This window comes from Thetidibacter halocola, from assembly GCF_018224955.1.
GTDB lineage: Bacteria > Pseudomonadota > Alphaproteobacteria > Rhodobacterales > Rhodobacteraceae > Thetidibacter > Thetidibacter halocola.
In genome coordinates, this window is record NZ_JAGTUU010000001.1 from 443465 (window position 1) to 466064 (window position 22600).

General features: G+C 68.1%; 23 protein-coding genes. 18 read left to right on the forward strand and 5 right to left on the reverse strand.

All coding sequences use genetic code 11. The annotated features are described in order from the left end of the window. Positions 1-16 precede the first annotated feature (16 nt). From KB874_RS01930 to pyrC, 7 genes are all read left to right on the forward strand, one after another. Positions 17-1036 (forward strand): glycosyltransferase family 2 protein, encoded by a 1020-nt coding sequence (locus tag KB874_RS01930; RefSeq protein ID WP_212535305.1) that lies wholly within the window; start codon positions 17-19, stop codon positions 1034-1036. Further along, positions 1033-1671, forward strand: coding sequence for a sulfotransferase family protein (locus KB874_RS01935; protein ID WP_212534847.1), 639 nt, complete (start codon positions 1033-1035; stop codon positions 1669-1671). The genes KB874_RS01930 and KB874_RS01935 overlap by 4 nt, the downstream gene beginning before the upstream one ends. Then, positions 1671-4016: a glycosyltransferase family 2 protein gene (locus tag KB874_RS01940; protein ID WP_212534848.1), complete on the forward strand. Its 2346-nt coding sequence runs from the start codon at positions 1671-1673 to the stop codon at positions 4014-4016. The genes KB874_RS01935 and KB874_RS01940 overlap by 1 nt, the downstream gene beginning before the upstream one ends. A 1-nt stretch (position 4017) precedes the next feature. After that, positions 4018-4698 carry an FkbM family methyltransferase gene (locus tag KB874_RS01945; protein ID WP_212534849.1) on the forward strand — a complete coding sequence of 227 codons (681 nt, stop codon included), beginning with the start codon at positions 4018-4020 and terminating at the stop codon, positions 4696-4698. Further along, the gene (locus KB874_RS01950; RefSeq protein ID WP_212534850.1) at positions 4698-5741 is read left to right on the forward strand and encodes a glycosyltransferase family 2 protein; all 1044 of its coding nucleotides are present in this window, start codon (positions 4698-4700) and stop codon (positions 5739-5741) included. The genes KB874_RS01945 and KB874_RS01950 overlap by 1 nt, the downstream gene beginning before the upstream one ends. A 100-nt stretch (positions 5742-5841) precedes the next feature. After that, positions 5842-6780 (forward strand): phosphoadenosine phosphosulfate reductase, encoded by a 939-nt coding sequence (locus KB874_RS01955; RefSeq protein ID WP_212534851.1) that lies wholly within the window; start codon positions 5842-5844, stop codon positions 6778-6780. 141 nt (positions 6781-6921) lie between these two features. Continuing rightward, on the forward strand, positions 6922-7959 hold the full coding sequence (pyrC, locus tag KB874_RS01960) for a dihydroorotase (RefSeq protein ID WP_212534852.1): 1038 nt from the start codon (positions 6922-6924) through the stop codon (positions 7957-7959). Here pyrC and KB874_RS01965 read toward each other — a convergent pair. Then, on the reverse strand, positions 7910-9589 hold the full coding sequence (locus KB874_RS01965) for a winged helix-turn-helix domain-containing protein (RefSeq protein WP_212534853.1): 1680 nt from the start codon (positions 9587-9589) through the stop codon (positions 7910-7912). The two genes, pyrC and KB874_RS01965, sit on opposite strands and share 50 nt — an antisense overlap. 123 nt (positions 9590-9712) lie before the next feature. On the opposite strand from KB874_RS01965, the gene KB874_RS01970 reads away from it, so the two are divergent. The 3 genes from KB874_RS01970 (at position 9713) to KB874_RS01980 (ending at position 12676) form a co-directional block, all read left to right on the forward strand. Then, on the forward strand, positions 9713-10183 hold the full coding sequence (locus KB874_RS01970; protein WP_212534854.1) for a DUF6647 family protein: 471 nt from the start codon (positions 9713-9715) through the stop codon (positions 10181-10183). A 107-nt stretch (positions 10184-10290) separates the two neighbouring features. Continuing rightward, positions 10291-10965 (forward strand): orotate phosphoribosyltransferase, encoded by a 675-nt coding sequence (locus KB874_RS01975; RefSeq protein WP_212534855.1) that lies wholly within the window; start codon positions 10291-10293, stop codon positions 10963-10965. 211 nt (positions 10966-11176) lie between these two features. Continuing rightward, the gene (locus KB874_RS01980) at positions 11177-12676 is read left to right on the forward strand and encodes a replicative DNA helicase (protein ID WP_212534856.1); all 1500 of its coding nucleotides are present in this window, start codon (positions 11177-11179) and stop codon (positions 12674-12676) included. A 4-nt stretch (positions 12677-12680) separates the two neighbouring features. On the opposite strand, the gene KB874_RS01985 is transcribed toward KB874_RS01980, so the two are convergent. The 3 genes from KB874_RS01985 to KB874_RS01995 are packed head-to-tail and all read right to left on the reverse strand — an operon-like array spanning position 12681 to position 14934. After that, positions 12681-13184, reverse strand: coding sequence for a histidine phosphatase family protein (locus KB874_RS01985; RefSeq protein ID WP_212534857.1), 504 nt, complete (start codon positions 13182-13184; stop codon positions 12681-12683). Beyond that, positions 13175-13942 (reverse strand): adenosylcobinamide-GDP ribazoletransferase, encoded by a 768-nt coding sequence (locus tag KB874_RS01990; protein ID WP_212534858.1) that lies wholly within the window; start codon positions 13940-13942, stop codon positions 13175-13177. Before KB874_RS01990 ends, KB874_RS01985 begins: the two co-directional genes overlap by 10 nt. Then, positions 13939-14934 (reverse strand): nicotinate-nucleotide--dimethylbenzimidazole phosphoribosyltransferase, encoded by a 996-nt coding sequence (locus KB874_RS01995; protein ID WP_212534859.1) that lies wholly within the window; start codon positions 14932-14934, stop codon positions 13939-13941. Before KB874_RS01995 ends, KB874_RS01990 begins: the two co-directional genes overlap by 4 nt. Before the next feature lie 124 nt (positions 14935-15058). Here KB874_RS01995 and alr point away from each other — a divergent pair, with 124 nt between their 5' ends. From alr to KB874_RS02030, 7 genes are read left to right on the forward strand one after another with little or no spacing between them, the layout of a single operon-like run. Then, complete coding sequence (gene alr, locus KB874_RS02000) at positions 15059-16096, forward strand: alanine racemase (protein WP_212534860.1); 1038 nt, start codon at positions 15059-15061, stop codon at positions 16094-16096. After that, on the forward strand, positions 16093-16875 hold the full coding sequence (locus tag KB874_RS02005; protein WP_212534861.1) for an MlaE family ABC transporter permease: 783 nt from the start codon (positions 16093-16095) through the stop codon (positions 16873-16875). The genes alr and KB874_RS02005 overlap by 4 nt, the downstream gene beginning before the upstream one ends. Beyond that, positions 16872-17618: an ABC transporter ATP-binding protein gene (locus KB874_RS02010; protein WP_212534862.1), complete on the forward strand. Its 747-nt coding sequence runs from the start codon at positions 16872-16874 to the stop codon at positions 17616-17618. The genes KB874_RS02005 and KB874_RS02010 overlap by 4 nt, the downstream gene beginning before the upstream one ends. Next, entirely contained in the window at positions 17615-18001 is a 387-nt protein-coding gene (locus tag KB874_RS02015; RefSeq protein ID WP_212534863.1) for a hypothetical protein, read from the forward strand. The genes KB874_RS02010 and KB874_RS02015 overlap by 4 nt, the downstream gene beginning before the upstream one ends. Positions 18002-18035: 34 nt before the next feature. Further along, the gene (locus KB874_RS02020) at positions 18036-18467 is read left to right on the forward strand and encodes a paraquat-inducible protein A (RefSeq protein WP_212534864.1); all 432 of its coding nucleotides are present in this window, start codon (positions 18036-18038) and stop codon (positions 18465-18467) included. A gap of 53 nt (positions 18468-18520) precedes the next feature. Continuing rightward, positions 18521-19885: a DNA repair protein RadA gene (radA, locus tag KB874_RS02025; RefSeq protein ID WP_212534865.1), complete on the forward strand. Its 1365-nt coding sequence runs from the start codon at positions 18521-18523 to the stop codon at positions 19883-19885. Between the two features lie 60 nt (positions 19886-19945). Beyond that, the gene (locus KB874_RS02030; RefSeq protein WP_212534866.1) at positions 19946-20518 is read left to right on the forward strand and encodes a CvpA family protein; all 573 of its coding nucleotides are present in this window, start codon (positions 19946-19948) and stop codon (positions 20516-20518) included. Positions 20519-20520: 2 nt separating this feature from the next. On the opposite strand, the gene KB874_RS02035 is transcribed toward KB874_RS02030, so the two are convergent. Beyond that, entirely contained in the window at positions 20521-20868 is a 348-nt protein-coding gene (locus KB874_RS02035; RefSeq protein ID WP_212534867.1) for a hypothetical protein, read from the reverse strand. Between the two features lie 178 nt (positions 20869-21046). Between KB874_RS02035 and purF the strand changes: the two genes are divergently transcribed. Next, complete coding sequence (gene purF / locus KB874_RS02040) at positions 21047-22525, forward strand: amidophosphoribosyltransferase (protein WP_212535306.1); 1479 nt, start codon at positions 21047-21049, stop codon at positions 22523-22525. The last annotated feature ends 75 nt before the right edge of the window (positions 22526-22600 follow it).

A 22600-nucleotide genomic window follows, 5' to 3' on the forward strand; every position in this document is an offset into this window, starting at 1 on the left:
GGAAATGACCGTGCCGATGCGGATCACGGCGGTGACATGCGTCAAGAACGAGGGCCCGTTCCTGCTGGAATGGATCGCCTTTCACCGCCTGCTGGGCGTGACGGATTTCCTGTTCTACACCAACGATTGCACCGACGGGACCGACGCGTTGCTGGACGCGTTAGGGGATTTCGGCGTGGCGCGCCTGCCCAACCCGGCCCATGGGCGCAACTACCAGATGGAGGCGCTGAAGGCCGCCGCGCATGAGGGTGTCGTGCGGGAGGCCGACTGGGTCTGGATCGCCGATGTGGACGAGTTCCTGAACATCCATGCCGCAGGGCACGACATCCCGGCGCTGATCGCGGCCTGCGGCGAACCGCAGGCGATTTCCGTGACCTTCCAGTTCTTTGCCAATGCCGGGGTCGAGCGGTTTCGGGACGCGCCCGTCATCGGCCAGTTCACCCGCAGCCACAATCCCGACCTGTGGTGCGACCAGAGCGCGATCGAGGTCAAGACCCTGGTACGGCGGGATTTCCCATTGCAGTATTTCGGCGCGCACCGGCCTTTCGTGGCGCGGCGCAAGGGCGTGCCGGTCTGGACGGACGGGTCGGGGCGGCCCGTGCCGGAAAAATACCTGCGCGCCGACAACCCACGCCGGATCAGGCGCTTTCCGGCGGCGGGGGCGCGGAACCTGGCAACGCTGCACCACTATGCCTTGCGCTCGCTCGACAGCTATCTCGTCAAGAACGACCGGGGCGACGTGAACCGCGAGAACCGCGAATTCGACTCGACCTACTGGCAGGAGCGAAACGACCAGTCGTGGACGGATGACAGCATCCTGCGCCACCTGCCCGCGCTGGAGGCCGCGCTGACGGCGATGAAGGCAGATCCGACAATCGGCGCGCTGCACCGGACCTGCGTCACGCGGCACCGGGCGCGGGCCGAGGCGCTGCGCGCCGATCCCGCCATTGCCGCGCTGGCCGAGGGACTGCGTGCCCTGCCGCCGCTACCGCCCGGCGAGGCGGAGTTGCGAGCAGACCTGGGGATCGCGTCATGAAGGGCGTGAAGCTGGTCAACCTGGGCCTGCCGAAATCCGGCACCTCGACGCTGTCGCGCGCCCTGTGGGAGGCCGGCTGGAAGGCCGCCGACCACAAGATCCGCAGGGGCCGGCCGCATCCGTCCAAGCTGGTCGGCAGCTTCGTGGCCGAGCACCTGTATCGCGGCTATTTCGACACCGGCAATCCGTTCAAATACCTGGGCTATTACGATGCCCTGACAGAGGTGAGCGTGCAGAACGCGGCGCTGTCGCTGTGGCCGCAATGCGACTACGCGATGATCCGGGCGATGCGGCTGGCACGGCGGCGGGTGCTGTTCGTCGCCACATGGCGCGAACCCGAGGAGATCGCCGACAGCATCATGCGCTGGCGCAACCTTGGCTCTGAACGGCTGCCCGCCGGTCACATTCCAGGCCTGCCCGCCGGCTGGGGCGAGACAGAGGCCCAGCGCCTGCGCTGGATCACCGGGCATTACACCATGCTGCTGGACCTGTTTGCCGGCGATCCGCGTTTCCTGATGCTGCCGGTGGCGGCGCGCGACGCACGGGCCCGGCTGGCGCGGTTCATCGGGCGCGACCTGCCGTGGTGGGGGCGCGAGAACGCGAACGCGGACAATCCCGCCGAGGCGGAGGACTGATGCGCATCCACCTGCATATCGGTCCCGACGCCGCCACGGCCGAGCGGGTGCAGCGCGTCTTCGACGCCGCGCGGGACCGGTTGACCGCGCAGGGCATCCGCTATGCGCAGGCCCCCGGCGCGCGCAACCACACGCGACTGTTCATGGCGGTCAGCGACCCGGACAGCCCGGATTCGCTGCGCTTTCATCGCGGCTTTGGCGATGCGCCGTCACAAGCGGCACTGCGCGCCGACCTGCTGAAGGATCTGGCAGACGAGGTCGCCACCCATGCGCCCCGCCACCTGGTGCTGTGCGCGGCGCAATTGGGGACTGGCCTGCACAACCGCAACGACCTGCTGCGGCTGCGGGACCTGCTGGCGGACCTCTCGGACGAGATCACCGTGCACCTGCATCTCGACGATCCCGCGCGCCTGCTGGCCCGGCGTTATGGCGCGCAGGTTCTGGAGGGGCGGATCCGGCCGCTGTCTCTGGAACAAAGCCTGCTGGAGCGGCCCGATTTCGCCGCCGCCGCGCGGGCGACATGGCCCACCCCTCAGCCCCATCGCAGCCTCTTTGCCGAGGCTCAGGGCGCGGGGTTCTGGCTGGACCTGCCCACGTTGGCGGCATCCTGGGCTGATGTGTTCGGCGCAGACGCGCTGCGCTGTCACACGCTCGACCCAGGGGCGCTGTTCGGGCCGCAGGGCGCGCGGGTGGCGCTGGCCGCGCTGGGAATCGAGGGCGATCCGGGCGAGGCGGGGGCCGAACCCCTGCCTGAAGAGCCCTCTGCCGTCTGGCTGGCGCGGGCGCGCATGATGAACGACGTGCTGTTGCGCTATGCCGCGAAACAGGGCGCGCCAATCCCCCGCGCGCTGTGGCGCAAACTGCTGGTCGAGATCAAGCGCCCCGGCCCGCCCATCGCACCGGGCAGCCTGCACCGCGTCTCGGCGCGCTTTGCCGAAGGTCTCGCGGCGCTGGCGACGGCGCATCCGGCGGTGGACCCCGCGCGTCTGCGCCCCGACACGCCGGCAGGCGACTGGCGCGAACCCGACCCCGAACTGGGCTTTCGCGCGACGCAATACCTGATGGCCTTCCGCTGGCGCATCGACGCCGCCATGAAGGATGAGCGCGACAAGGCCGCGCTGAGCGCCGCATTGCAGCCGGTCGATGGCGCCCAGCCGGTGGACCGGCTGCTGTCGCCCGGCGCGCAGGCCGCCCTGCCCGACAGCGCCAAGCAGGTCTTTCTGCGACTGCGCCGCTCTGCCTACGCGCCGCACAACCGCCTCGGCATGGTCGACGAAGAGGCGCTGGCCGCGCCCTTTTCCGCCGCCCAGAGCCGCATGGACGCGACCCGGCGCGTCATCGTCGCCTGCATGAAGAACGAGGCACCCTATGTGCTGGAATGGATCGCCCATCACCGCGCCTTGGGCTTCGACGCGTTCCTCGTCTACACAAATGATTGCGACGACGGCACAGACGCGTTGCTGGACAGGTTGCAGGCGCTGGGCCTCGTGCAACACCGCGACAACGGGGCGTGGAAAGGGCGCAGCCCGCAGCAGCACGCGCTGGACCTGTCGCTGAAAGAGCCGATGCTGCGCCAAGCGGACTGGATCGCGCATATCGACGTGGACGAGTTCGTCAACATCCGCTGCGGCAACGGCACACTGGACGATCTGTTCGCGCGGATTGGCGACGCGACCAACGTTGCGATGACCTGGCGGTTATTCGGCCATAACGGCGTGACCCGGCTGGACGACCGGCTGGTGATCGAGCAATTCGACCGCGCCGCCCCCCGCCACGTGCCGAAACCGCACACCGCCTGGGGGTTCAAGACGCTGTTCCGCAACATCGGCGCCTATGGCAAGCTGTCCTGCCACCGGCCGAACCGGCTCGACGCAGAGAAGGCGGGCCAGGTTCGCTGGGTCAATGGCTCGGGGCAGGACATGACCGACGAGGTACTGAGGAACGGATGGCGCAACTCGCGCAAGTCTATCGGCTACGACCTGGTGCAACTGAATCATTACGCCCTGCGCAGCGCCGAGAGTTTCCTGATAAAGCGGCAGCGGGGCCGCGCGCTGCACGTGGACCGTTCCATCGGGCTGAACTACTGGATCCGCATGGACTGGTCCTATGCCCGCGACATCACCATCCAGCGCAACATCCCGCGCGTCGCCGCCGAACGCGCCCGCCTGCTGGAGGATCCCGTGCTGCGCGCCCTGCATGACGAGGGCTTGGCCTGGCATCGCGCCAAGGCCGCCGAGTTGCACGCCAATCCCGAATTCGCCGCGTTGCGCGACCAGGCCCTCGCCCTCGACCTGACCGAGATGGAGCGCGTGGCCTACGCGCTTGCGCTGGACATGGACAGTTAAGTTGGGCGCCGATTTCATCGAATCCCGCGGCCTGCGCATCCCCAAGGATCCGATCCTGAATGCCGGCGGTGTGCGCGCCGCGCTGCGCAAGGACGCCTATGAACGGCGCGAGGTCGACGCCGTCGAGCGGGTCGTGCGCCGGCATGACCGGGTGCTGGAACTGGGCGGAGGGATCGGATTCATGTCGGCCTTTCTTTGCGCGCGCAAGCAGGTCGAACACGTCACCACATTCGAGGCGAACCCGACCCTGATCCCCTACATCCGGCGGGTCCATGCGGCGAACGGAGTGGACAACGCCACGCTGCACAACGCGCTGGTCACGCCGCTGGGTGGGCCACCCCTGCCCTTTCACCTGCGCGACAACTTCCTCGCCTCCTCGCTGGACCGCGACGCCGAACCCGACAGCGTCACTCAGACCGTGATGGTGCCACAGCGCCCCTTGGCCGAGGCGCTGGCCGAGGCGCGGCCAACCGTTCTTGTCTGCGACATCGAGGGGGCCGAGGCGACGCTGCTGCCCGCGGGCGACTGGTCGTGCCTGCGGCTGGCGGTGATCGAACTGCACCCGCAATGGATCGGCCAGGCGGGGGTGCAAGCGGTGTTCGACGCGATGCACCGCGCCGGGCTGACCTATTTCCCCAAGGCATCCGAGGGCAAGGTCGTGACCTTCCGGCAAGGCTGGTGATGCGGATCGTGGCGATCCTTTGCGTCCGCAACGAGGGCGCCTTCCTGCTGGATTGGCTGGCGCATCACCTCGCTTGCGGAGTGACGCATGTGGTCGCCGCGTCGAACGACTGCCAGGACGGCACGGATGCGATGCTCGACCGGTTGGAGGCGCTGGGCCATGTCACGCATATCCGCAACGACGCCCCGCATGACGCGCGCGGCATCCAGTTCACAGCGCTGGACCGCGCGGCGGAAACCAACGCTATGCGCGGGGCGGACTGGCTGCTGGCGCTGGACATCGACGAATTCGTCAACGTCCACGTCGGCGACCGGACACTGCCCGCGCTGATCGCGGCGTTGCCCCAGGCCACGGCGATCACGCTGACCTGGCGGCTGTTCGGCAATGCAGGAGTGGTGCGCTATCGCGACGCGCCCGTGCCGGCGCAATTCACCCGCGCGGCGCCGCCCGTCCTGCTCTGGCCCTGGCGTGCGGCGATGTTCAAGACGCTCTACCGCAATGACGGGACGTATCGCAAACCCGGCGTCCATCGCCCGCGCGCACCCGACCGCGAGCGGCTGAGCGCGGCGCACTGGGTTGACGGCGAGGGGCGCGACCTGCCGCCGCGCTACCGGGAAAAGGGGATCTTTTCCGACTATCGCCGTCCCAATCACCGGTTGGTGCAGCTGAACCACTACCCGCTGGGCGCGATGGAAAGCTACATCCTCAAGGCCGATCGCGGCCGGGCGGTGCACGGGGCCGACAGGCTGGGGATGGATTACTGGGTCGAGCGCAACTGGTCCGAGGTCGAGGACGACTCGATCCTCGCGTTGGCGCCTGCCGTGGCGGAACACCGCGCCGCGCTCGCCGCCGACCCGGAGCTTGCCCGGCTGCACGCGGTTTCGGTGGACTGGCGGCACGCGCGCTTCAAGACCCTGATGCGGGACGAGGCGAACCGCGCGCTTTTCGCCCGCCTGCTGATGACACCGCCGGCACGGCCGATTCCCGAACCGCTGGCCCGCCAACTGGCCGACCAGGCCCGCCGCGCCATGGACAATCCGTGACTTGGCCTCGAATTACCGCGCAATTTGCATAGAATTGCCCGAAAGCGGTGCCACACCGGACGCAAAGCCAGCGCCGCATGAACGGCGCAGAGGATCGAGCATGACCGGAGACGAATCCGTCTTTCCCCCCAACCTGTCGCGCCTGTCGCGGGCCGACTGGCTTGCTGCGCTCAAGCGCATCGGCGAGCAGAACGGCTTTACCGAACCGCTGGGCCGCGCCCATGCGGCCGTTTTCGTCGAACGCGGCGACACGCTGCTGGTCAGCTTCGAATCGACACCCGGCATCGAGGCGCTGTCGGAAACCCGCACGCCGCTGGGCTTCGAGATGGTGCGGCAGCACAATTGGTCGTCGCTGTCGGTGCTTTGCCATAGCGACACCTGGTTCCGCGATCCCCGCGTCTACGAGTTCTTCGACCACTTGCTGGACGACGGGTTCTTCGACGAGTTCGACTGCGTGCTGTTCTACGGCGCCGGTCCCTGTGGCTATGCCGCCGGGGCCTATTCGGTGGCCTCCCCCGGCGCACGGGTGCTGCTGCTTCAGCCACAGGCCACGCTGGACCCGCGGCTGACCGAATGGGACGACCGCTTTGCCGATCAGCGTCGGCGCGACTTCACCTCGCGCTACGGTTTCGCGCCCGAGATGCTGGACGCGGCGCTGCGCGCGCACGTGGTCTACGACCCGCGCGAGCCGCTGGACGCGATGCATGCGGCGCTGTTCCACAGGCCCGGCGTGACCCGGTTCCGCGCCCCCTTCATGGGCGGCGCCCTGCAGGCCGAGTTCATGGCGCTCGACTTGCTGCCCGCGATGCTGAAGGCGGTGGCCGAGGACCGGCTGGACCGGCAGGGCTTTGCCACCATCCTGCGCGCGCGGCGCGATCATCCGCCCTACCTGCGCCGCCTGCTGGCGCAGCTCGACGCGGACGGGCGCACGCACCTGGCGACGATGCTGTGCCGAAACGTGGTCAGCCGGATGCATGCGCCACGCTTCCGCCGGCGCCTGGCGCAGCTGGAGGCGGTAGAGGACGACACCGGGACCTGAGGCGCGGCACCCGGGACGGCCGCCGCATGGTGGCTCTGCCGCAGTCCCTGCGGGACTCCCCCAGGACATTTGTGGCCAGAGGAAACCGGGGCCTGTGCTGGTTACTGGCGCGGCGTGTCATGGCGTGCTAACGCGTCGAGCATGACCGAGATCACGCTTCCCCGCCCCGACGACTGGCACCTGCATCTGCGCGACGGCAGCATGTTGCGCGCCATGGCCCCCGAAAGCGCGCGCCATTTCGCCCGCGCCATCATCATGCCGAACCTCGTGCCGCCGGTGGTGACCGGCGCCCAGGCCGCCGCCTATCGCGACCGCATCCGCGCCGCCCTGCCCGACGGGAGCGGATTCACCCCGCTGATGACATTGTACCTGACCGAGGAAACCGACCCGGACGACGTGGTGCAGGCGCATCGCGACGGCATCGTGACGGCCGTCAAGCTGTATCCGGCGGGCGCGACCACGAATTCGGCGAGCGGCGTGCGCGATTTCGACAAGGTGCGCCCCGTGCTCGAGGCGATGGCCGAGGTAGGCATTCCGCTGTGCGTGCATAGCGAGGTGGTGGATTCCGACATCGACATCTTCGACCGCGAGGCGGTGTTCATCGACCGCGTGCTGGACCCGGTGCGCCGCGCCACGCCCGGCCTGCGCGTTGTGATGGAACATATCACCACGAAACAGGGCGTGGACTATGCCGCCTCGGGCGGCGCCGACCTGGGCGCGACGATCACCACGCATCACCTGGTGATCAACCGCAACGCCATCCTGGTGGGCGGGATCAAGCCGCATTACTACTGCCTGCCGGTGGCCAAGCGCGAGGAACACCGCCTGGCGCTGCGCCGCGCGGCCACCTCCGGCGACCCGAGCTATTTCCTCGGCACCGACAGCGCGCCTCACATCGACCCGCTGAAGGAGAACGCCTGCGGCTGCGCGGGGTGCTTTACCGCGACGAATACGCTGTCGATCCTTGCCGAGGTGTTCGAGCAGGAAGGCGCGCTGGACCGGCTGGAGGCCTTTGCCAGCCTGAACGGCCCGCGTTTCTACCGCCTGCCGGTGAACGAGGACCGCATCACGCTGGTCAGGGGGGATCCCGTGGCCTACCCGGCAAAGATCGACACCGGCGAGGGCCCGGTCACGGTCTTCGATCCGATGATGCCGCTGCATTGGCGGGTTGCGGACTGAGCCCGCCCGCGACCTCGTCCAGCCGGACCGGGATGTCCACCCTGCGGGCCGGCTCGGTCAGCGCCAGCATCGTGTCCGAGCCGGGCGGGATTGCCCCATGCAGGGACTCCAGCGCAAAGTCGGGCGCCAGCGTCATCAGCGCGTCCCGGGCACGCCGCGCCTGATCCATCCGCCCAAGCTGAACCAGCGCCAGCGCGCGGCACAACAGCGTCTCGACACTTTCCGGCGCCTGGGCGAGGATCTCCAGACTGCGGTCAAAGTCGCCGGAGGCAAAGGCGGCGACGCCATGCCCGATGGCGTGCCAGGCGGGGGCCGAGGGGTTCAGCACCGCCGCCCGATCCGCCCATGCCAGCGGCTCGGGGCCGAAGATCCCGACCGTGGGGGCAATCCATCCGGCAATCAGTAACACGTCGGCATCGTTCGGCGCCAAGTCCAACGCCCGCCGCAGATGGCGCTCTCCCCGCGCCCGGTCGCCCCGGGCCATGGTCACCGCCAGCGCCATCCCCCAGTTGACCGAAGGGTCGTCCGGGTCCAGCGCGTAGGCTTTCAGCGCCGTCGCCAGCTGCTGTCCACGCAGTCCGGCGGCTGCCTCGGGTGACGAAATGTCGGCCTGGAAGCCCAGCACCAGTGCAAGCGTGATCCAGGCCTGCGCGTAATCCGGGTCGAGGGCGACCGCCCGCCGCAGATAGACCAGCGCGTTTTCATAGGCTTGCGCGGTGAACCTGTGCTTTTCGTCCGACCCCAGCAGGAAGTTTTCGAAGGCGTCCAGATCGCTTGTGGGCCGCCTGCGCGCCTGCGCCTTGCCGTATTCCGCCAGAGTGCCGCTGTAGATCGAACTGAACTGAGCATCGATCGCATCGACGATCTCGTCCTGCACGTCGAACAGCTGGCTCACAGGGCGCTGCCACCGTTCCGACCAAAGCACCCGCGCCGTGGATTCGTCGCGCAGCGTTGCGGTGACCCGCAGCGTGTCGCCTTCGACCTGCAACCGTCCATCCAGCACGAAGCGCACGCCCAGATGCCCGGCGACATCGTCGGACGGCAGATGCCGCGCGGCCTCGGCCGAGACCGGCGCCGCAACATGGAGCCAGGAGTTGCGCGCCAGCACCCCGGCGATCTCGGCGGACAGACCGGCGCCCAAGCGCACCCATTTCAGATCGTCGTCCGGCGCATCGAACGGAAGGATCGCGATGGACGGCGGCGTGCTGACGGCGGCGGGACGCGGCCAGAGCCAAGCCGCGGCCGCCATGAGGACGATGACCGCGCACAGGGCGGCCAACGCAAGCCGGACCGGACGGCGCCGCAATGCCGCGTTTGCATTCGCACGGGTTTCTCCCCTGCGGACCAGCCGGTAACCGCGCCGCGGAACGGTCTGCAAGGCGAACTCCGGGTGGTCTTTCAGCGCGCGGCGCAGCTCCGACACCGCCTGGTAGAGCGAATTCTCGGTCACCGTTGTCGCCGGCCAGAGGGCGTCCATCAGAACGTCCTTGCCGACGACCTCGCCCTCGTGACCCCGAAGATAGTCGAGCAGGGCGGCCGCGTTCGGCCGCAGGTCGTCCAGCAACACCGCGCTTTCAGCCCCAAATTCGGGGCCAGACCCATTTGTCCGTTCGGCCACGAAATCCGTCAAACCAAACCCTCTCGCCTACATTAGTACCGATTCGGGGTTTTTCAGAAACAATTCAGAGCGGATTCAGGACTTTTTCGGGCCTGCCCGACACGCTTTGCGTGTTTTGCAACGGAGGCCTTGATCATGGAAATCCTGATTGACGCGCTGCTCGACTGGATCGGCGCGCGAACCGATTACCGCACGGAAGATCTGCCGAGACCAGTCGTTCTGCAACTGACGGCAGCGGATCTGACCCTCGAATACTATACCGGTGTCGCCCATCTGGTGCCGGACGACGGCGTGGACGAGCGGGTCAACGCGCTCTACGCGCCCGGTGACGGTCAGCACGGCACCATCTACATCATCGCCGCCGCCGCGATGGATGGCGCGGAGGATTTCGACGATCCGACCGACAACCCGGTGTGGCGCGAGATCCTGCTGCATGAACTGGTGCACCACGTCCAGCAGCGCAGTGGCGCCGCGGATGGCTGGGCTTGCCTGGCGCTTGGCGAAAAGGAAGCCTACAGGCTGGGCGGCATCTACCTGCGGGATCTGCGCGTGACCGATCCGCTGCCGAACCGCAATTTCTGGGGCGCGATCTACGCCCGCTGCTAGGCCCCGGGGCCGCGCGGGCGATGGCGTGCAAGCCCTGTCCTTGCGGGCCTTCAAACCGGCGCAAAAACCGGCTAAGGCGGCGCGAACCCTCAGCCGGAGCGCCGCCAATGATCCCCTCGACCTACCCCACTGCCGAAGAGATGGCCCGCCTGACCGCGCGCATGCTGTGGGAGATCGAGGCCGTCAACTTCATGTCGGACGAGCCGTTCAAGTTCGCCTCGGGCCAGCTGTCGCCGGTCTATGTCGACTGCCGCAAGCTGATCTCTTATCCGCGCATCCGCTCGACCCTGATGGATTTCCTGACCGTCACGGTGATGCGCGACGCGGGCTTCGAGGCCTTCGACAACGTGGCGGGCGGAGAGACGGCGGGCATCCCATTTGCCGCGCTGGTGGCGGAACGCATGGGCCTGCCGATGACCTACGTTCGCAAGAAACCCAAGGGCTACGGCCGAAACGCCCGGATCGAGGGCGTGATGGGCGAAGGCGACCGCGTGCTGCTGGTCGAGGACCTGACCACCGATGGCGGCAGCAAGCTGTCCTTTGTCGACGCGATCCGGGACACCGGTGCGACCTGCGCGCATACGGCGGTGATCTTCTACTACGGCATCTTTCCCGAGACCATCAAGACGCTGGGCGATCACGGCGTCAGCCTGCATCACCTCTGCACATGGTGGGAAGTTCTGGCCGAGGCGCCCGCGCGGCACAAACCGGTGCTGGGCGAGGTCGAATCCTTCCTGCGCGATCCGCATGGCTGGCGCGCCGCCCGTGGCACAATGACCTGACGGCATGCACACGGGCATTCCGCTTGCGCCGTGTCGCCCGTGCAACGGACCCGAGTCGCCCCCTGGGTATCCTGTCAAGATGTTGACCCGGGCCACGCCCTGATGCCAAGATGTGGGTTCAGGAAGGGTCCACAGCTTATCCCCAGAGATTTGCAGATTGCGACTCGGGGCTGCCGCCCGCTAAGCGGACGGCCTGCGGGTGAGGGACAGTATGAACGAGATCACGACGATCAATCCGACCGGCGCCGCCGCCGGCGCGCATATCGATGACGCCGAGACGATGCCGCATTCGATCGAGGCCGAGCAGCAGTTGCTGGGCGCGATCCTGACCAACAACGACGTCTATGACCGGGTGGCCAGCATCATCAACGCGGGGCACTTCTTCGATCCGGTCCATTCCCGCATCTACGAGATCGCCGCCGCGCGGATCGCCAAGAACAACCTCGCCTCGCCGGTCACGCTCAAGGCGTTCATGGAGGATGACGAGGGACTGAAGGAACTGGGCGGCGCGGCCTATCTCGCGCGGCTGGCGGCCTCGGCGGTCAGCAGTTTCGCGGTGCGCGACTATGCGCAGATGATCTACGACCTCGCGGTGCGCCGCGACCTGATCCGGCTGGGCCGCGACATCGCCGCCAAGGCGTCGAAGGTCGATGTGAAATCCGAGCCCAAGGAACAGATCGTCGAGGCCGAGCAGGCGCTTTACAAGCTGGCCGAGCAGGGCCAGTCGGAAAGCGGCTTTCAATCCTTCCTGCGCGCCGTCACCGACGCGGTGAACGTGGCCAATGCCGCCTACCAGCGTGAGGGCGGGCTTGCCGGCATCTCGACCGGGCTGATCGACCTGGACAAGAAGCTGGGCGGTTTGCACCCGTCCGACCTGCTGATCCTCGCCGGGCGCCCGTCGATGGGCAAGACGTCGCTGGCGACCAACATCGCCTTCAACATCGCCAAGGCCTACAAGAAGGGCACCAAGCCCGACGGCAGCGAGGGCGCGATCGAGGGCGGCGTGGTCGGCTTCTTCAGCCTGGAAATGAGCGCCGAGCAGCTGGCCGCGCGGATCCTGTCCGAGGCATCCGAAGTGCCCAGCGAGCAGATCCGACGCGGCGACATGACCGAGCAGGAGTTCCGCCGCTTCGTCGAGGCTGCAAAAAGCCTCGAGGCCTGTCCGCTTTACATCGACGACACGCCCGCCATCCCGATCGCCCAGCTGGCCGCCCGCGCGCGCAGGCTGAAGCGGACGCATGGGCTGGACGTGCTGATGGTCGACTATCTTCAGCTTGTGCGTGGCACCGCCGAGAACCGGGTCAACGAGATCGCCGAGATCTCGATGGGTCTCAAGGCCATCGCCAAGGAACTCAACATCCCCGTCATCGCCCTGTCGCAGTTGAGCCGCCAGGTGGAAAACCGCGAGGACAAGCGCCCGCAGCTCTCCGACCTGCGGGAATCCGGCTCGATCGAACAGGACGCCGACGTGGTCATGTTCGTGTTCCGCGAGGAATATTACACCGAGCGGGAAAAGCCCTCGGACCACGAACTCGACCGCATGGCCGAGTGGCAGCAGAAGATGGAACGCCTGCACGGCAAGGCCGAAGTCATCATCGGCAAGCAGCGCCATGGGCCGATCGGGTCGGTCGACCTCAGCTTCGAGGGCCGCTTCACCCGCTTCGGCAATCTCGTGAAGCCCTGGCAGCAGGACGGCGGCAGCGGGTTCTGAGGCGCTACAGCGACACCCAGCCGCCAAAGGGCAGCTGCGAGTCCCAGCCCTGCCCCTGCCCGCGGATCGCCAGCGCCGCCTTGATGCAGCCCATGTGGGTGACGATAAGCGCACCTTCGGGCGCGGTCGCCAGCCCCTTGCGCACGCGCGCCTCCAGCTGCGCCACGCTTTCCCCGCCATGATCGCGGTAGAGGTGGAAATCCTCGGCCCAGCCATCCAGTTCATCGCGCGGGATCGCGTCCCAGCGCGTCCCCTCCCAGCGGCCGAAATCCATCTCGCGCCAGGTCTGGTCCACGTGCAGCACGGCGCCCGACAGGGCCGCCAGGTGCTGCGCCAGGCGACGGCAACGGCCCAGCGGCGAGGTCACGATCACCCGCGCCGAAGCGGCCAGGTGTTCCACCGCCGCCGCCTCGGCCACAAAACCCTCGGCCAGGTCGAGGTCGGTCATGCCATAGCATGTGCCCTTTTCCACCGCTGGCGTCGTATGCCGCAACAGGGTCAGAGCCACAGCAGGATCCCCAGGTAGACGCCCAGTTCCGCCATCTGCTGCTCGGCCCCCAGGCAATCGCCGGTATAGCCGCCCAGCCGGGCGACGAACAGCGTGCGTACCGCCTGCCCCAAGGCAATGCTGCCCAGCACCGCCATCGAGGTCGGACCCGGGCCCAAGACCGCCACCAGCCCGATCAGCATGAGCAGCGTCGTCACCAGCGCCCAGCGATAGCCGTCCGGCGTGACCGACGGGGCGGGAAACTTGGTGCCCTTGGGGCGGGCGTAGTCGGTGGTGGCAATGATGTGCACCGACGCCATCCGGCCAAGCACGTGCCCGCCGACCAGCGCCCAGCCCGCGATCCAGGGCGGCAGGGCAGACAGCGCCGCCACCTTGACCGCCAACGACAGGCCCAGCGTGATCGCGCCATAGCTGCCGATGCGGGAATCGCGCATGATCTCCAGCGCGCGCTCGCGGTCGGCCCCGCCACCGATGCCATCGGCCATGTCGGCCAGCCCGTCCTCGTGAAAGGCGCCCGTGACCAGAAGCGTCGCCGCCAGCGACAGGAGCACCGGCAGCGGCGCCGGAAAGAACGGCTGCGCTGCCCAAAGAACCGCCGCGCCGATGCCGCCCACGACCAGGCCAACGGCGGGGTAATACTTCGTCGCCCGCACCGCCAGGTCGTCGGACCAGGGCAGGTTGCGCGGCACCGGCAGGCGCGTCAGCAGTTGCACCGCCAGCAGGAACAGCTGCCATTCGAGCCGCGGATCGGACCTCATGCGCGGCGGTCCGGCGACTGCGCGGGCGCGTCCGCCGCGTTCAGCACCGCCACCGCCGCGCGCAGGATCGGCCAGGCCAGCGCGGCGCCTGCCCCAGCGCCCAGCGCGATGTCCAGCGACAGGATCGGCTGCGCGCCCATGACCTCCAGCAGGACGCGGTGCCCCGGCTCGCGCGAGAGCTGGCAGAACACCATTGCTTCGCGCGTCGCGGGCACCATCTGCGCCGCCGCCAGCGCCGCCGCGCCGGGGATGAAACCGTCGATCAGCACGATCCGCCGTTCCGCCGCCGCACCGATGATCGCGCCCGTCATCATGGCGATCTCGAAGCCGCCGAATTCCATCAGTGCCGCCTCGGGGCCAAGTGCGCCGCTGACGCGGTCGCTGGCGCGGCTGAGGATGTCATGCTTGTGCATCAGCCCCTCGTCGCTGAGCCCGGCGCCGCGCCCGATCAGTTGCTGCAAGGCGACGCCGGTCAGCCGGTGCACGATCAGCGCCGCCGAGGAGGAACTGCCGCCCGCGATCTCGCCGAATGCGACGGCATCGGCGCGGCCCGAGGCGCCCAGCGCACGGCCCTGCGCCAGCGCCCGGTCGAGCTGCGCGCGGCTCATGGCCGGGCCGCGCAGGCAATTCGCCGTGCCCTCGCCCAGCGACAGGTCCTCGATGCCCGGCAGATCGCCCGCCCCGCCCCGCAGCCCGGCATTGACCAGCCGCAGGTCCAGGCCGTTTTCCCGCGCCAGCAGCGTGGTGGCGGACTGTCCGCGTGCCATCTCGGCCAGCATGTGTCGTGCCGCGCCCAGCGGCTGGCCCGACACGCCCGCCTCGGCGATGCCATGGTCTGCGGCGAGGACGATCAGCGCCGCCTGCCGCATCACCGGGTCGAGACGCCCTTGCAGGCGCGCCACCTGCGCGGCCAGCCGCTCGAGCCGTCCCAGAGCCCCCGGCGGCGAGACCGCCCGCTCCATCCGCGATTTCAACGCGTCCTCGAAACTCACGTCGCAACATCCCGAAAAACAGACTTGAAAACGGTGTAACGGTGCCTGCCCCATGCGGCAAGCTTGCATCGCCCGGGGCGCGATTTGGACTTGACCCGCGCCGCCATCGTGCGAAACACCGCCTATGGCACAGGCAATCCTTCGCATCGATCTGGACGCGCTGCGCGCCAACTGGCGCGCGCTGGCCGACATGAGCCGGGCCGAAACCGGCGCCGTGGTCAAGGCCGATGCCTATGGCCTTGGCATGGCGCGGGTGGCGCCCGCCCTGGCCGCCGAGGGCGCGCGCCGCTTTTTCGTGGCCATCGCCGAGGAAGGCGCAGCCCTGCGCCGCATCCTTGGCCCCGGCCCCGAGATCGCTGTCTTTTCCGGCCACATGGCCGGTGACACGGCGCTGATCCGCGAGGCGCATCTGACGCCGATGATCAACGATGCAGACCAGCTCCTTCGTCATCTAGAGGCGCTGCGGCACCATCCTTTCGGCGTCCAGCTCGACTCGGGCATGAACCGGTTGGGGATGGAGCCCGCCGAATGGGCCGCGCTGCGCGACATCGCGCTGGCGCAGGGTCCGGCCCTGGTGATGAGCCATCTCGCCTGCGCGGACGAGCCCGGCCACCCGATGAACGTCCAGCAGTTGCAGGCCTTCCGTGAAATGACGGATGGCATCGACGCGCCGCGATCGCTGTCGGCGACGGGCGGGGTGCTGCTGGGCGAGGCCTATCATTTCGACGTCACGCGCCCTGGCATCGGCGTCTATGGCGGCGATCCCTTTGCCGAGGCACGACCCGTCGCGAGCCTGCGCATCCCGGTGATCCAGGTCCGCGAGGTCGCGGCGGGCGAGACGGTGGGCTACGGCAACAGCTGGATGGCAGAGCACCCGACGCGCGTCGCCACCATCGCGGGCGGCTATGCCGACGGCATCCTGCGCGCCATGGGGCCGCGGGCCTGGCTGATGGCGGGCGACACCCGCTGCAAGATCCTCGGCCGCATCTCGATGGACCTGATCGGCGTCGACGTGACCGCGTTGGGCGACCGCCCGGAGACGCTCGAACTGCTGGGCGACGCGCAGACGGTCGACACGCTGGCAAGCTGGGCGGGAACCATCGGCTACGAGATCCTGACCTCGCTGGGCACCCGTTACGCACGGGACTACGTGGGCGGATGATCCTCCTGTCCCCGATCGGCACGCTGGGCCGCGCGGTATTGCAGACCCTGGCTTCGGTGGGGCGCGTGGCGCTGTTCGCGCTGTCCACCCTGACCCACATGCTGCGCCCGCCCTTCTACGGCCGCGAATTCGGACTTGCGCTGCTGAACATCGGCTGGCTGTCGCTGCCGGTGGTGGGACTGACGGCGATCTTCACCGGCGGCGCGCTGGCCTTGCAGATCTACGCCGGCGGCGCGCGCTTCAACGCCGAGGCCGTGGTGCCGCAGATCGTGGCCATCGGCATGGTGCGCGAACTGGGGCCGGTGCTGGTCGGCCTGATGATCGCGGCGCGCGTGACGTCGAGCATCGCCGCCGAGATCGCCACGATGAAGGTGACCGAGCAGATCGACGCACTGGTGACGCTGTCGACCAATCCGATGAAATACCTCGTGGCTCCTCGCGTGCTGGCGGCGCTGATCGTGGTGCCTCTGCTGGTCGCGGTGGGCGACGTGATCGGCATCGCGGGCGGCTATGCGGTGGCCACGGGTAGCCTGGGCTTCAACCCGGCGACGTATCTCAAGAACACGGTCGATTTCCTCGAGGCGCTGGATATCGTGTCCTCGCTGGTCAAGGGCTGCGCCTTCGGCTTCATCGCGGCGCTGATGGGCTGCTGGTTCGGCATGAACTCGGGCCGGGGCGCGCAGGGTGTGGGCCGCGCGACCAAGGGCTCGGTCGAGGCGGCGGCGGTGCTGATCCTGGCCGCGAACTTCCTTCTGACAGGGGCGTTCTTTTCGCTATGATCGACCTGTCCAGCGTCACGAAATCCTTTGGAACCAATGCCGTATTGCGCGGTGTTGATCTGACCATCGACAGCGGCACGTCGATGGTCATCATCGGCGGGTCAGGCACTGGCAAGTCGGTTCTGCTGAAATGCATCCTGGGGCTGGTGACGCCGGATGCGGGCACGATCACCCTCGACGGGCAGGACGTGACCACGCAGGACCGCGATGCGTTCCTTGCGCGCTTCGGCATGCTGTTCCAGGGCGGCGCATTGTTCGACAGCCTGCCGGTCTGGCAGAACGTGGCGTTTCGCCTGTTGCGTGGCAGCCTGAAACGCCCCGCCGCCGAGGCGCGCGCCATCGCCATCGAGAAGCTGCGCCGGGTGGGCCTGAAGCCCGAGGTGGCCGACCTGTTCCCCGCCGAACTGTCTGGCGGGATGCAGAAGCGCGTGGGCCTGGCCCGCGCCATCGCAGCCGAGCCCGAGATCATCTTCTTCGACGAGCCGACCACCGGTCTGGACCCGATCATGGCGGGTGTTATCAACGAGTTGATCCGCGAAATCGTGACCGAGATGGGCGCGACCGCCATGACCATCACCCATGACATGAGCAGCGTCCGCGCCATCGCCGACAATGTCGCCATGCTTCATGACGGCGTCATCAAGTGGACCGGGCCGGTTGACCGGATGGACAACAGCGGCGACCCCTACCTTGATCAATTCATCCACGGCCGCGCCGAAGGCCCGATCGAGGCGGTGCGATGAACAGCCTGTTCCAGCCCGATCCGGTCGTCATTGGCTTCCTGTTCGCCCGGAAATTCCTCTGGCTCGAGATGCTGGCCCTGCTGGCGCTGGCGCGAGCGATCGGCGGGCCGGGCAAAGCGCGGGCGCTGGCGCTGGGCGCGCTGGCCCTGTGCCTGGCCGGGATCGCCACCACCTTTTCTCCCGCGCTGGGGCTGAACGGCGGGCCGCTCTATGCCAGCGCGGCGCAGGTCATGGCGCAGGGCGGCGGGATGCTGGCGGCGCTGGTACCCTCGGCGGTGCTCGTCGCCTCTGGGCTGGTGCGGGACGCGCGCTGGCGCTGGATCGACGTGGTGCACGGCGTCGCGCTGGTGGCTTTCCTGTGGGTGTGGTGGTGGATTTCCTGAGACTGGGAGGCGGGACGAAACCCTGCCCCGTGCCATGCTGCGCTGGCTGAACCTGATCCTGTTGATCCTCTTCCCGGTTGCGTGGTTCGCGCCGCTGATGCGCGCGGGCCTGCTGCCGTTGTTCGGCCTGTCCGAGATCTCTGTCGTCTCGGGGCTGCAATCGCTGTGGGAAACGGACGTGTTCCTCGCCCTCGTGGTCACGGTCTTCGCCCTGTTCGCGCCGATCCTCAAGACGCTGGGGCTGGCGCTGATCCAGTTCCACTGGCTCGACGCCCGCGCCCTGCCCATGGTCACGCTGCTGGGCAAGCTGGCGATGGCCGACATCTTCCTGATCGCGGTCTACATCACGCTCGCCAAGGGTCTGGGCGTCGGCCGGATCGAGACCGCCTGGGGGCTTTACCTGTTCACCTTCTGCATCCTTGGCTCGCTGGCGCTGGGGATTGCCGAGGCGCGCAGACATCGGTGACTTGGCCCCGGCCGTCCTCTGGGGCATAAGCGCGAGGCAAAACCGGAGCAGTCATGGCCAAGGCCCCCCTCAACTTCGTCTGCCAGTCCTGCGGCGCCGGCTTTTCCAAGTGGTCGGGCCGCTGCGAGAATTGCGGCGAGTGGAATTCGATCCAGGAAGAGACGCCGCTGTCCTCGGGCCCGAAATCCAAGGCGCTGACGGCGCGGGGCCGAACCATCCCGCTGACCGACCTGGCCTCGAAAGAGGCGCCGCCGCCGCGCACCGCCTCTGGCCTCGATGAGTTGGACCGCGTGCTGGGCGGCGGGCTGGTGCCGGCCTCGGCCGTGCTGGTGGGTGGCGATCCGGGGATCGGCAAGTCGACGCTGCTGTTGCAGGCGGCCGCAAGCTTTGCCCGCGCGGGGCTTTCAGTGATCTACATCAGCGGCGAAGAGGCCAGCGCGCAGATCCGGCTGCGGGCGCAGCGCCTCGGGCTGGCCGACGCGCCGGTAAAACTGGCGACGGAAACCAACCTGCGCGACATCGTCACCACGCTGGACACAGAGCGACCCGACCTGGCCATCGTCGACTCGATCCAGACCATGTGGGCCGACAATGTCGACAGCGCGCCGGGCAGCGTCAGCCAGGTGCGCGCCGCGGCGCATGAATTGACCACCTTCGCCAAGAAGCGCGGCAGCGCGGTCATCATGGTGGGCCACGTCACCAAGGACGGCCAGATCGCCGGGCCGAGGGTGGTCGAGCACATGGTCGACACGGTGCTGTATTTCGAGGGCGAGCGCGGCCACCAGTTCCGCATCCTGCGCAGCGTCAAGAACCGCTTCGGCCCGGCGGACGAGATCGGCGTCTTCGAGATGACGGGCGCCGGTCTGGCCGAGGTCTCGAACCCCTCGGCGCTGTTCCTGTCCGAACGGGGCGGCCCGACGCCGGGATCGGTCGTTTTCGCGGGCATCGAGGGCACCCGCCCCGTGCTGGTCGAGTTCCAGGCCCTGGTCGCGCCCAGCCCGCATTCGCAGGCGCGACGGTCGGTTGTGGGCTGGGATGGCGGGCGGCTGGCGATGATCCTTGCGGTGCTCGAATCGCGTTGCGGCATCCCGTTTGCCGGGCTCGACGTCTACCTGAACGTGGCCGGCGGCATGAAAATCGGCGAACCGGCGGCCGACCTGGCCGTTGCCGCTGCGCTGCTTTCCGCCCGCGAAGATGCCGCACTGCCCGCCGAAACGGTTGTTTTCGGCGAAATCAGCCTGTCCGGCAGCCTCCGTCCGGTCGGTCAGACAGAAAACAGGTTGAAAGAGGCGCGCAAACTTGGTTTTTCCACCGCGATCCTGCCGCTCGGCGGCAAGGAAGGCGGCTCGGGCGGCATGAACCTCACACGGATGGGGGACCTGACCACCTTCGTGGGCGAGATTTTCGGCGCCGGCTAGGCGCCAGCAAGAAAGACAGGGCCGCCGCGCGGCACCGGCAGGCAAGAGGACGAGGGACGCATGGAAGGCTTCACGATCGTCGACGGCGCGGTGGCCGTCATCATCGTCATGTCGGCGCTTCTGGCCTATTCGCGCGGCCTCGTGCGCGAGGCCATGGCGATCGCGGGCTGGGTCGTCGCGGCGATCCTCGCCTTCATGTTCGCGCCGCAGGCGCAGCCCCTGATGAAGGAAATCCCCGTGGTGGGTGATTTCCTGCGCGACAGCTGCGAACTGGGCATCATCGCCTCCTTCGCGGCGGTGTTCACTCTGGCGCTGGTCGTGGTGTCGCTGTTCACGCCGCTGTTCTCGTCCATCGTGCAGCGATCCGCCCTCGGTGGGCTGGACCAGGCGCTGGGCTTCTTCTTTGGCGTGGCGCGGGGCATCCTGCTGGTTGCGGTGGGCTTCTTCGTCTACCAGACCGTCATCACCGCGCAGGACATTCCGGTGATCAACGACTCGCGTTCGGCGGCGATTTTCTCGCGCTTCACCGACCGGATCGAGGAACAGAACCCCGAGGCGGCGCTGGGCTGGATCACGACGCAATACGAGCAGTTGGTCGGCGTGTGCCAGGAACCGGGCGCGAACGACGCCTGAGCCTATTGCGCCGCGTCGTCCTCGGCCAGTACGGTGGGCAGGTCGTCGGCCTGCGCCGTGTCCGGCGCGTCCGGTTCCGGCATCTCGACCCAGGCAGAGCCATCCGCCGCCACTGCCATATCCCGCGCCGCCATGTGGTGATCGACCGAACCGAAATGCCGCACCATTCCGGGCAGTATGTCGATCAGGTCATGGCTCGGCTCCGGGGCGCGGCCGTCGAACCGGAATTCATCCTGCGACACGGCCTGCGCGCCGCCCGGTAAGGCCAGCCCGAGCAGGGGCAGCGTCACCTGCCCCCAGTTGGCGGCGGAAAACAGGCGTGGACGGCGGTGCGACGGATCCTGTGTCATACGCCGATCATGCCACGCCCGGCGCCCTGAAAAAAGCAAAAGCATGCAAATTCCCCCGAATCGGCCATGCAAACATGCAACATCGTGTGATCGTTTCGTGACATGGCGCGCCCCGTCGCTTATGTGAGGCCCTGACGCTGCCACCGGATTCGGGATGCCGCCCTTGACCAACCCCCTCATGCCCCCTGCCCACCCCTTCGATTTCGACGCCGTGACGGAGGATGGCGATACCCTGCACGAGGAATGCGGCATCTTCGGTGTCGTTGGCGTGACCGACGCCGCCAACTTCGTCGCCCTCGGCCTGCACGCGCTGCAACATCGCGGGCAAGAGGCGGGCGGGATCGTGTCCTACGCGCCCGACACCGGCTTCAACAGCGCGCGCCGCTTTGGCTATGTGCGCGACAACTTCACCAAGCAGTCGCTGATGGAGACGCTGCCCGGCACCATCGCCATCGGCCATGTGCGTTATTCCACCGCCGGATCGAAGGGCCAGACCGCGATCCGCGACGTGCAGCCCTTCTTTGGCGAGTTCAGCATGGGCGGCGCGGCCATCGCGCATAACGGCAACATCACCAATGCCAACGCACTGCGCCGCGAGCTGATCGAGCGCGGCTCGATCTTCCAGTCCTCCAGCGACAGCGAATGCATAATCCACCTGATGGCGCGGTCGTTGCAGCGCGACATTCCCGCCCGGATGGAGGATGCGCTGCGCCGGGTCGAGGGCGCGTTCAGCGTCGTCGCCATGACGCGGACCAAGCTGATCGGCGTGCGCGACCCGCTGGGCGTGCGCCCGCTGGTTCTGGGCAAGGTGGGCGACGGCTGGTGCCTGTCGTCCGAGACCTGCGCGCTGGACATCATCGGCGCCGAGTTCGTGCGCGAGATCGAGCCGGGCGAAATGGTCGTCATCACCGCTGCCAAGGGCGTCGAGTCGATCCGCCCGTTCCGCCCGCAGCCGCCGCGCTTCTGCATCTTCGAACATGTGTATTTCTCGCGCCCCGACAGCATCATCGGCGGCCGGTCGGTCTATGAGACGCGGCGCCAGATCGGTGTGGAACTGGCACGCGAGGCGCCGATGGACGCCGACCTCGTCTGCCCCGTGCCCGACAGCGGCACGCCCGCCGCCATCGGATTCGCGCATGAAAGTGGCATCCCTTACGGCATGGGCATCATCCGCAACCAGTACATGGGCCGCACCTTCATCGAGCCGACCGAGCAGATCCGCAACATGGGCGTCCGGTTGAAGCTCAACGTCAACCGTGCCCTGATCCAGGGCAAGCGGGTGATCCTGGTCGACGACTCGGTCGTGCGCGGCACCACCAGCCGCAAGATCAAGGAAATGATCCTCGATGCCGGCGCGGCCGAGGTGCACTTCCGCATCGCATCCCCTCCCACCGCCTGGCCGTGTTTCTACGGCGTGGACACGCCACAGCGCGAAAAGCTGCTGGCCGCCACCATGTCCGAGGACGAGATGCGCGTGCACCTGGGCGTGGACAGCCTGAAATTCATCTCGCTTGATGGGCTTTACCGCGCCGTGGGCGAGGCGCAGGGCCGCAACGCCTCCTGCCCGCAATATTGCGACGCCTGCTTCTCGGGCGAATACCCGGTGAAACCTGCGGACATGCTGGAGCAGGGCTTCAAGATGAAGGCGGCCGAATAGGCCGACCCGCAAGGACGATCACGCCGGATTGATCCGCGCCCTCGGCGAAAGCGCGCCGGCTGTTGCCCGTGACAG